The 8,375-nt window shown below is 62.6% G+C and carries 14 protein-coding genes and 3 pseudogenes; 4 read left to right on the top strand and 13 right to left on the bottom strand.

All coding sequences use genetic code 11. The features are described 5' to 3' along the window. Together VQ042_RS23920 and VQ042_RS23915 are read left to right on the top strand one after the other, a co-directional pair. Positions 1-213 (top strand): ISAzo13-like element transposase-related protein (locus VQ042_RS23920; protein WP_442880209.1); only part of this gene is annotated, 213 nt, incomplete at its 5' end. Next, the gene (locus tag VQ042_RS23915; RefSeq protein ID WP_331822780.1) at positions 174-797 is read left to right on the top strand and encodes a hypothetical protein; all 624 of its coding nucleotides are present in this window, start codon (positions 174-176) and stop codon (positions 795-797) included. The genes VQ042_RS23920 and VQ042_RS23915, both read left to right, overlap by 40 nt. Here VQ042_RS23915 and VQ042_RS26200 read toward each other — a convergent pair. From VQ042_RS26200 to VQ042_RS26190, 7 genes and pseudogenes are all read right to left on the bottom strand, one after another. Further along, the gene (locus tag VQ042_RS26200; RefSeq protein WP_442880212.1) at positions 794-1,000 is read right to left on the bottom strand and encodes a minor capsid protein; all 207 of its coding nucleotides are present in this window, start codon (positions 998-1,000) and stop codon (positions 794-796) included. The genes VQ042_RS23915 and VQ042_RS26200 overlap by 4 nt on opposite strands. Before the next feature lie 64 nt (positions 1,001-1,064). Next, complete coding sequence (locus VQ042_RS23910; RefSeq protein WP_331822779.1) at positions 1,065-1,226, bottom strand: hypothetical protein; 162 nt, start codon at positions 1,224-1,226, stop codon at positions 1,065-1,067. 45 nt (positions 1,227-1,271) lie between these two features. Beyond that, entirely contained in the window at positions 1,272-1,943 is a 672-nt protein-coding gene (locus tag VQ042_RS23905; RefSeq protein WP_331822778.1) for an anti-CBASS protein Acb1 family protein, read from the bottom strand. After that, the gene (locus tag VQ042_RS23900; RefSeq protein WP_331822777.1) at positions 1,849-2,127 is read right to left on the bottom strand and encodes an anti-CBASS protein Acb1 family protein; all 279 of its coding nucleotides are present in this window, start codon (positions 2,125-2,127) and stop codon (positions 1,849-1,851) included. Before VQ042_RS23900 ends, VQ042_RS23905 begins: the two co-directional genes overlap by 95 nt. A 523-nt stretch (positions 2,128-2,650) precedes the next feature. Beyond that, positions 2,651-3,283, bottom strand: a complete 633-nt coding sequence (locus VQ042_RS26195) for a transposase (protein ID WP_442880211.1) — start codon at positions 3,281-3,283, stop codon at positions 2,651-2,653. Beyond that, positions 3,271-3,516, bottom strand: a pseudogene (locus VQ042_RS23890) (IS110 family transposase); the annotation flags it as partial. The pseudogene VQ042_RS23890 and the gene VQ042_RS26195, both read right to left, overlap by 13 nt. Before the next feature lie 173 nt (positions 3,517-3,689). After that, the gene (locus VQ042_RS26190) at positions 3,690-3,863 is read right to left on the bottom strand and encodes a winged helix-turn-helix domain-containing protein (RefSeq protein WP_442880210.1); all 174 of its coding nucleotides are present in this window, start codon (positions 3,861-3,863) and stop codon (positions 3,690-3,692) included. An 88-nt stretch (positions 3,864-3,951) separates the two neighbouring features. Between VQ042_RS26190 and VQ042_RS23885 the strand changes: the two genes are divergently transcribed. Then, a complete protein-coding gene (locus VQ042_RS23885; protein ID WP_331822775.1) occupies positions 3,952-4,404 on the top strand; it encodes a hypothetical protein in 453 nt (150 codons plus the stop codon). Positions 4,405-4,434: 30 nt separating this feature from the next. Here VQ042_RS23885 and VQ042_RS23880 read toward each other — a convergent pair whose 3' ends face one another. The 5 genes and pseudogenes from VQ042_RS23880 to VQ042_RS23860 form a co-directional block, all read right to left on the bottom strand. Then, a complete protein-coding gene (locus VQ042_RS23880; RefSeq protein WP_331822774.1) occupies positions 4,435-5,409 on the bottom strand; it encodes an NAD(P)/FAD-dependent oxidoreductase in 975 nt (324 codons plus the stop codon). 181 nt (positions 5,410-5,590) lie between these two features. Further along, on the bottom strand, positions 5,591-6,142 hold the full coding sequence (locus VQ042_RS23875; RefSeq protein ID WP_331822781.1) for an HAD family hydrolase: 552 nt from the start codon (positions 6,140-6,142) through the stop codon (positions 5,591-5,593). Next, positions 6,069-6,260, bottom strand: a pseudogene (locus VQ042_RS23870) (HAD family hydrolase); the annotation flags it as partial. The gene VQ042_RS23875 and the pseudogene VQ042_RS23870, both read right to left, overlap by 74 nt. 69 nt (positions 6,261-6,329) lie before the next feature. Continuing rightward, entirely contained in the window at positions 6,330-6,560 is a 231-nt protein-coding gene (locus tag VQ042_RS23865; RefSeq protein WP_331822773.1) for a hypothetical protein, read from the bottom strand. A 2-nt stretch (positions 6,561-6,562) separates the two neighbouring features. After that, positions 6,563-7,003 carry a hypothetical protein gene (locus VQ042_RS23860; RefSeq protein ID WP_331822772.1) on the bottom strand — a complete coding sequence of 147 codons (441 nt, stop codon included), beginning with the start codon at positions 7,001-7,003 and terminating at the stop codon, positions 6,563-6,565. A 336-nt stretch (positions 7,004-7,339) separates the two neighbouring features. On the opposite strand from VQ042_RS23860, the gene VQ042_RS23855 reads away from it, so the two are divergent. Continuing rightward, positions 7,340-7,504, top strand: coding sequence for a hypothetical protein (locus VQ042_RS23855; protein WP_331822771.1), 165 nt, complete (start codon positions 7,340-7,342; stop codon positions 7,502-7,504). A 403-nt stretch (positions 7,505-7,907) separates the two neighbouring features. On the opposite strand, the pseudogene VQ042_RS23850 reads toward VQ042_RS23855, so the two are convergent. Further along, a pseudogene (locus tag VQ042_RS23850) lies at positions 7,908-8,267 on the bottom strand (heavy metal translocating P-type ATPase); the annotation flags it as partial. Positions 8,268-8,375 lie beyond the last annotated feature (108 nt).

Below are 8,375 nucleotides of genomic sequence, written 5' to 3'. Positions count from 1 at the left end.
GGCCACCCGTTGACCGATCGCCGCGCCGTGGTCGAACTGATCGGCGCAACGACAACCAGGACCGGCCTCAAAGTCGAGTGTGCGCTCGATACGCGCATCTACGAGAAGGGGCTCAAAGTTTCCGATGCCGAGTTCGCCCGCCTCGACATCACCGGCGACGCCTTCCATCCCGAATGGAACTACACAATCAGGCCACGACAGCCGGAAGAGTAGCAGTTATCGATGCGGAGATCCATAGTGCTTTTCCAGGTGCGCCCGTTGACGGTGCGCTGGTCGCCGGTCATCACCGGGTTTGCGTGCCAGTCTCGTGGGTCGGACCATTCAAGCGCTTCAGATTGCGCCTTGGCAGCGAAGTGTTCCGCGCCCATCGTCTGCACACTGTCAGCGACGACGAGGCCGGGGATGTCTTCGAGAAGAATTTCAAGCGATGCTACGAGCGCCATGTCGGCCCACCAGTGCGAGCAGTCAGGTCAGTATCCATCGTGGCATTCCTTCACAAGATTGCTATATTCGCGGTCATGGCAAACGATTCGGCTTCCCCTTCGATGACAACTAATTCCGATCGTCCGCTGAAGACCCTGATCCTCGACCTCATGCTCGAGGTGAAGGAGCTGCGAATGCAGCTCCGGCAGATGGAAGAAAATGCCGATCGCAGACACGAGATGGTGGTCGATTGGTGCGCGCCTCAGTGCGTGAAGGATGCAATTGAGGCGGTTGGCGACGCCGACTTTGAAGAGATCGAGACGCCGACGGACGTGACCGACGAACTATCCACGTGGCTGGACAAGAGCCGCTAGAACCGTTCCCCGTCGATCTCGACTATCCCGCGCGCGACGCACCGGCACTGAATTGGCTGCCCCCGCGGAAGCCCCTGCTCCGCGCCCGCGGGCTCGCCGTATCGGTATTCCTTGCCGTCCAGCGCGCGGTGCCGCTCACGGACGCGCTCGTCTCGGCTTGACATCCACACGTAGGACGCCACGCCGGCCTGCTGGTGCCGGATCCGATTGAGGTCGGATCCCGGGCGATCAGCCTGGCCCGGCTATCGAGCACCCCGAATTCTTCCGTCATCCGCTTCCGCAATTGCGCCGCCGTCTGGCCTCTTGCAGGATGGCCTGATAGGTCGCCTGCTCCACCCGCTTGATGGCGTCATCCCCGAGCGACTTGATCAGCGAGGCATTCCGCGCCGCCGCCGTGGTCAGATACTCCGCCAGGTCCTCCTGGCTCACCACCGCGGCAATATCGATCCCGATCGTCGACCGGACCGAGGCCAGCTACTTCTTGGTATGCCGCTCGCTCTCCAGACGGAGGATGCGCCCGACCATACCCTCGGCAATGACGCCCAGCCGGACGGCCATCTGCTTCAGTCCCTCGAATACGAACTCGCCCAGCGCGTCCTGCGTCATGGCTGCCCGCTGACGGGCGATCTCGGCTTCTGCGGCCGGGGGGAAGCACGTCGGAGCGCACCGTGGCCGCCAGTGAGCGCAGCATGGCACGGAGGGCGCGTTCGTATCCTTCAGAGCGCGGGACACGGCCTCCAGTATGCTGTCGCCCCACGATGTCGAGACCACGGTCTCGGTATTCGGCAGCGGGGCGCCGATGAACCGTACCAGGCGCGACGGATGCACGATCACCTGTGCACCGGTGCCGGTCTGCAGGGTGTAGACCTTGGGCGTACCATACCAGGGCGAGGCGACGTCGGTCTCGAGCTCGCCGGCTGACAAGCGCTGGCACGTCAGGACCGGCAGATACCTGAGCCCCCCGCCAGCCAGCCGCTCGGGCCGCAGCTCCTCAGACTGGTTGGTAGTGCCGTCGCCGATGAACATCGCCGCGCCGCCGTACGGCCGCGCCTTAGTCTTGGCCTCCAGCGCCTTGCCGCGAACATTCAGCCGCTTTTTCCTCGGCCTCGATCTTCTCGATCTCGTCGTTCTCGGCCTGCCAGTCACGCCATTCCCGGCACATATCCATGGCGGGGATGTCGATCACCTTCCGGGCCAGCCACGACCCGCAATGGGCCGCATCCAGTTCCATCGGGTCCATCGGCGTGAAGGCATACGTGCTGCCCTGGGATTTCCCCTTACCAAGCCCCTGGCCGGTCAAGATGTTGACGATGGAATCGAGAAACCGCACCGGCTACTTTCCTTTTTTAGGTGGTTTTCGGATCAGGCGGCGGCCGACTGCGGGGATGGTCCGCGCTGCTTGGAGTAGCCCCTTCCTCCGGGCCTCGGCCAGCATCTTGCGGCGCTCGGCGCAGGACTTGCAGGGCATTTGAATCTCGGATTGGGTATCAACGCACTCACATGCGGACGGTAGATAATACGGAATCGGAACTGACGCCGATTAGCTGATGCTTACCTACTTCGTAGGTAGAGGACGGATACCACTTTTTAGCGCGGTGGAATCTCTTTCCGACCTACGTGGGCAGGCGTAGATTTCGAGTATGGAAACCGTGCGCTACTCACTTCGAAAGATTTCCGACAGGACTTGGTCCGTTGTCGACGTGTTTACGGATTTGCCTCTAGTTATCGACGAACAGGTGATGGTGGATATGGAGCCGAAGGAAGCCGACGAGTTCGTCGACCTCCTCAATAAAATCGACCTCCAACGTCGCCACATATTCGATCAACACTAGTCGTCGATCCTCACAGGCTTCCTATGATACCGGCGAGCTCAAGTACTGACCGCTTTGATGTAGGGATAGTTGCAGAGGGATTGGATGCGGCTCGGATCTTTGGTGGCGGGGTTCCAGGCGTCGCAGCAAGCGTCGATGATGGCTTGCCTGTCGCGGAAGACGCAGAGGCTGAGGGAGGTCTCGCGCAGATAGAGCCAGAGCCGCTCGACCGGGTTGAGTTGGNTCGCAGCATGCGTCGATGATGGCTTGCCTGTCGCGGAAGACGCAGAGGCTGAGGGAGGTCTCGCGCAGATAGAGCCAGAGCCGCTCGACCGGGTTGAGTTGGGGACTGTAGGGCGGAAGCGCGACGAGGGTGATGTTCGTCGGTACGTCGAGGGCCTTTTCACCGTGCCATCCGGCGCCGTCGAGAACCATGACGACATGGACGTCGTCAGGAATGGTGCCGGCGAACTCGGCGAGGTAGAGGTTCATCATCGCCTTGTCGGCATAGGGCAGGACCAGGGCGAAGGACTGGCCGGTGGCGGGTTCGACGGCACCGAAGATGTAGGTCCATTCGAAGCGCTGGTCGCAGAGCCCGGGTGGTCGCTTGCCGCGAGTCCACCAGCGGTGGCAGAGGCGGCCTTTCTGGCCAACCCGTGCTAGGGCCGGACATATTCGGGCGACATCAACCGGACATCGTGGCCCTGCTCACAATGCTGGCGGCCCAGATGGTGGGCGCCGCAACAGGCTTCCATTGCCATCACGCAGGCCGGCATGCCCGCCGCCAGCTTCGATACGCTGTCCCGACGCATTCGGCGCCTCAGCACCACTTTCCCAGACTCATCAAGGCCGACAACGCTGCAAACGTCCTTTCCAAGATCGATACCAAGAACCCTGATCTCATTCATCGGCTCGCCTCCGTGCCATCCTCATCAACGACGCAATCATGCGCCGAGGGAAAGGGGCGAGCCATTCCATAAATAGGGCTCGCCGAGGCCCTGAGGGCGGCAAACGTCGACCATCCCGACAAGCGGATTGCGCTCTGGTATCAAGACGAAGCCTCCATCTTGGCCGGGGACGATCATGGCCCCGAGACCGGATACGTTGGCGCAGACTGAAAAGCCGTCAAAAAGTCACTTGCAGGCGGGGCGAGCCATACGTTTTTAAAGCGCGCCTGGCGCGCCGGATCGCTCTGAGGGTGGGTCGGCCGGGCTTTCTGGCGCGAAAAGCCGCCGCCTCGTTCCCACCCTGCGATTCGACTCGATCATGTCCGCGCCAAGCAACGTCGAACGCGACAATGCCAACAAGATGCTGCTCTCGGCGCTGGAGGCGCGCACGCGTCCGTGCGCACCTACGACACCAAGGCCCAGATCGTAGCGGTAGGCTATATCCTTGCGCTGAACGTGGTGCTGCGCTTCGGCGACCTGCTGCCGAACAGCGCCCCGATCGGACCGTTGTTCTATGCAGCGGTCTGGCTGATCATCATCGTGCCGATCATCCAGTTTGGCCACGTGCTCTATCCGAGCCGGCCGCGGGCCGAGCGGGATCTCGCGACCAAGACGTCCGACTCGCACGTCTATCACGTCAATCCCGACCGGTTCGCCAATGTCGGCGATTTCGTCCACCAGGCGCTTAAGTCGGACTGGACGTCGGTTGTCGCGACCGAGTTGCTCAGAACCTCTCGCGTCCGGATCATCAAGCAGAGGCGCTTCCGCCGCGGTCTGATGATGACCGTCGTTTCGTTCATCGCACTCGGGGGCGAGCAGCTTTTCCGAAGCCTTGCCGTCCCCGGATAAAGGCGGACGCTGAGAGATCCCTATGCCCCGTCAACTGCATCCGGCCCGAGCACGGGTTGGCCATTCCGGTTCATCGGCGGTCGGCAGTTCGCAGCGATTATGCATGTCGGTCGCAGCCACCGCCGCATGCCCCATCCCGACCACGATCTGGCTCAGGTCCCGGACGACATCCCCCGCCGCGTAAAGTCCCGCCACGCTGGTCCGGTTGTGGTCATCGACGATCAGTGCTCCCGCAGCGTCATGCTCGGCACCCAATGCGACGGCAATATCGGACCGGATCGTCATTCCCAGGGCCGAATACAGCACGTCGAAGCGGTGCTCCATGCCGCTTTCGGTGCGCAGTGCGGAAATCTTGTCGCCATCGAGATCGAGCGCGATGATCGGTTCATCGACCAGCTTGATCCCGTGCTTCTCGACCAGTGCGCGCTCGTCACGGTCGAGTTCCGAACCCTTGCCAAGCGTCAGAAGCGTCACGTCGCGCGAGTAGGTACGCGCCACGAACACGGCCTCGCCGATTCCCTGGTCGCCAAAGCCGATGACCGCGATCTTGCGGTCCATTGCCTCATAGCCGTCGCAGATTGGGCAATACCGTACCAGGCCCCGCTGGACGGCGTCGGGCACGTCCGGCAAGTCGGGCTCGATATCGACGGCGCCGGTCGCCAGCAGCACCCGGCGTGCTCCAATCTCGCGGCTTTCGCCCGTGCCGCAGTCGACAGAAGCGGTAAAGCCGTCGGGCAACTTGCGCAGCCCGGTCACGGTGCCGCTCAGGATGCAGGCTCCATACTGCTCGGCATTCGCCCGCTGACGAGCGAGGATGTCCTTGCCGGCAATGCCCTCGGCGAACAGCGGAATGTTGTGGCTGCTGGGGATCCACGATGCCCGAGCCAGCCCACCGTCTACCACGAGAAAGCGCCTGTTGAAGCGGGCCAAGTAGAGTGCGGCAGTCAATCCTGCCGGCCCTCCCCCCACGATCAGGCAGTCGAGATCGTCGCCATCGATATGCATCATTTCAGGCGCTCCCTTGCGGCCGGCGACACCCACGCCACTATCGCGGACGCCAACTGCTTGCTTCATCTGCGAGGTGGGCTGAGGAATCTCCTATGAAACTCCGCGCAGTAGGCAGCCAGAGCCACTCGACCGACGGCGCATCCATCTCCCAGCTGATCGAACATGCGGCAGTCTGCGGTCAGCCGGACGCCAGTAGCGAGGCGTCATAACGAGCCAGGAGGTCGGCAGGATTGTCGTAGATCGCAACGGCGCCGGCTTCCATCAGAGTGCGGTCCTCGAACCCCCCGCTGCGGACAGCGATCGTCCGGATCCCGAGTTTGGTGGCTGCCGTGATATCGTATGGGCTGTCTCCGACGACGATCGCGTTGGCCGCTTCCGCGCCCACCTTCCTGAGAGCTGCGGCGAATATGTCCGGGTCGGGCTTTGTGCGCTCGGCGTCGCCTGCCGTCGTCACGGCATCGACGAGTTCGCGAACGCCGAGCTTCTCCAGATGGGGGTCGACCTCCTCGCTCTGGCCCGATATCGCGATCACGATCGTCCAGTCGTCCTGCCTGACCCGGGTGAACAGAGCAGCGACATCCGCGAAGGGGCTCCACCTGACTGGCGTAGCTTTCCCCGTAGATGCGGCTGCGTGCGGACGAGATCGCCTCACCGTGCTGCTCGACAATGTCCGCGTCGAGAAGTGCGGGCATGAGGTTGTCGCCACCCTTGCCGATCTGGCCGTGCACATCCGCCACTGAAATGGCGATGGCGAATTCCGCGAAGGCATCCACCCAAGCCTGAGCGTGCAGGTCATTGCTGTCGACGAGCGTGCCGTCGACATCGAACAGGATGGCTTTGATGGTCATGGGATATCCTCGATTTACAGACCCAAGTCGCCGAACCAGCACTGGTTCCGCGCCGAAGTCCGTCGTCGGCTACTCACGCCGCTTCAAGGGCACGATGCCGCCTTCGTCGTTGTCCGGGATCGCCCCGGCCTCCGAGTCCGTCAGCGCGTTCGCCAAGGCCTCCGGATGATAGTCGGGATCGGGAGACGTCCTGCTGCCCACCAGCGTGTCGGAAACCCGGGGCGTGCCTCCACCTTCCGGGATCCGATCCTTCTCATCTGACGAATTTTCCGAGAACACGTGCGGGGTTGGTTCGGACACGGTCAGGCTTCCTCGATGTCATGCGCACGGAACTCCGCGAAGGCCTGGCGGATGAGGTTCGCCTTGTTCTCGTCCTCGACGTGGACCGATACCTCGATCGAACCGTTCAAGGCGGCATCATGACGTTCGTCGACGCTGGGTTCGCCCGCCTCGACGTCCGATCCTGCTGTTTCTTCGCCTGCGGTGTTCTCCATCCCTGCGGCGGCGACGAAGATGTCGGTCCGCTCCAGTTTGAACTCCTGTACGAGTCGCTCGACGGTCATCTCCGCCTCGCGTCTCGTCTCGTCTCGAACTGTGCCGTCAAAGTCGTGCCCTTGTGCTGGTGTTCTCGCACAACGCCTGATCGGACCAAAAGACCCAAGCCCTACGCAACATTCTGACATTTTATGCAGAATCGCGCTTGCACCAGCTTCAAAAAACGTCGGTGAGCGGCGCAACGACATGCGGCGAGGCGCTCCATCGATCCGGGCGCACGCGGCCTGGAGTTCATCCTATGGGCGATGGAAATGCTCTCCTCGCGATCGAGGAGGACCCTGAATGATCTTGGCTGATTTCTAAGCTTCTCGCGACGCCGTGCGCGCGCCAATGCAACCGTTTGCCGCCTCGGACGTAATCTGCTGAGATGATAGTGGGCGCGTCGAGATCAGCAGCCTTGTCTCGTAGACGAGTGACGTGAGACGCGATCGAAAGGCACGAGCATTGGCAGACCGTCCGCGTCGCAGTATCGACGATGCCGCTTGCTGCTCGTCTGGACGGAAGCGGGTGGACCCGAGGTCCGCATGCCGTCATCGAAGGGTTACGGAGGTAGGATCGTGGAGCGCGTGCTGGCGGACGAGTTCGGCGGCTCTGCATCGATCGACTATGTCCCTCAGGGCGTGGTCTTCACCCTCGACGCACCGTCGAAAGGGTTGGGCGTCGAGCCAACCGAATGGTCAGCCCCCTGAGGACGGCCGATCGCCGGCTCGATTGCCCGTCGAGTGTTCGGCTTGATGGAGCAGCCATGCTGCCGACGTGACCCCGATTGCGCTTGGCGCACCTGCCGAGCTCACATTCTGAAAAAATTTCAGCTGCATCTTGCGGGCCCCTGTATTCAGGGGCCGAACCGATGCCAGATATTCCAGCCAATTTTTGAGGCCGCCCCGGTAGATGTCGCCCGTGGGCACAGGCTGGTGTTTACGATGTGTCGGGCTGCCCAGTTCCATGAGTATTCTGCTTGCTGATTCGGAGAGGAGCCGCAGCGCTCGGCTCGTTCGAAGAGCCTTCCGGGGAATGCAGGATGGACGTCGCCCGGGGCAGCCGACGGGATGCTGCATCACCAGGGCTGCCCGCCTTCCGACCTGTTTGTCCCGGCACGATCCTGAGCGCCCGCAGGGCGTTGAGGATGACCGCCACGTCGATCCCCTCCTGCAAGAGCGCACCCTGCACCGGCGTCAGATACCCGAAGGCCGCCGCGATCATGCCCAGGACCGACAGCCCGATCCCGGCCACGACGCACTCAAGGGCGATGCGTCGCGAGCGCTGCGCGACCTCGATCCCCGGAAGCAGGCGATCCAGGTGATCGACCAGCAGCACGACATCCGCCGCCTCCGCTGACGCCGCAGCTCCACGCGCACCCATCGCGACTCCGACATCAGCCGCCGCCAGGGCGGGGGCATCGTTGACGCCGTCGCCCACCATCATGACCGCGCCAGTCTTGCGCTCTGCTAGTGTTCACCACCTGACATAAGATTCCCATTTGTGATCTGGTGTGCCATGTTCGGCGCATGAGACGAGATGACATTTGTTTTTACGTTGGCCCCGCCGATCGTGCGCATC

Origin of the sequence: Aurantimonas sp. A2-1-M11, from assembly GCF_036549475.1 — a bacterium.
Classification (GTDB): Bacteria; Pseudomonadota; Alphaproteobacteria; order Rhizobiales; family Rhizobiaceae; genus Aurantimonas.
The sequence above is the reverse complement of the archived record's forward strand: the minus strand, read 5'-3'. Positions and strand labels throughout refer to the sequence as shown.

Bases quoted from the DNA above. Each gene is read 5' to 3' on its own strand.
- VQ042_RS23915 (WP_331822780.1), top strand. From the start codon at position 174: ATGGAACTACACAATCAGGCCACGACAGCCGGAAGAGTAGCAGTTATC.
- VQ042_RS23880 (WP_331822774.1), bottom strand. From the start codon at position 5,409: ATGCATATCGATGGCGACGATCTCGACTGCCTGATCGTGGGGGGAGGG.
- VQ042_RS23875 (WP_331822781.1), bottom strand. From the start codon at position 6,142: ATGTGCACGGCCAGATCGGCAAGGGTGGCGACAACCTCATGCCCGCAC.
- VQ042_RS23860 (WP_331822772.1), bottom strand. From the start codon at position 7,003: ATGTCGTTGCGCCGCTCACCGACGTTTTTTGAAGCTGGTGCAAGCGCG.
- VQ042_RS23855 (WP_331822771.1), top strand. From the start codon at position 7,340: ATGCCGTCATCGAAGGGTTACGGAGGTAGGATCGTGGAGCGCGTGCTG.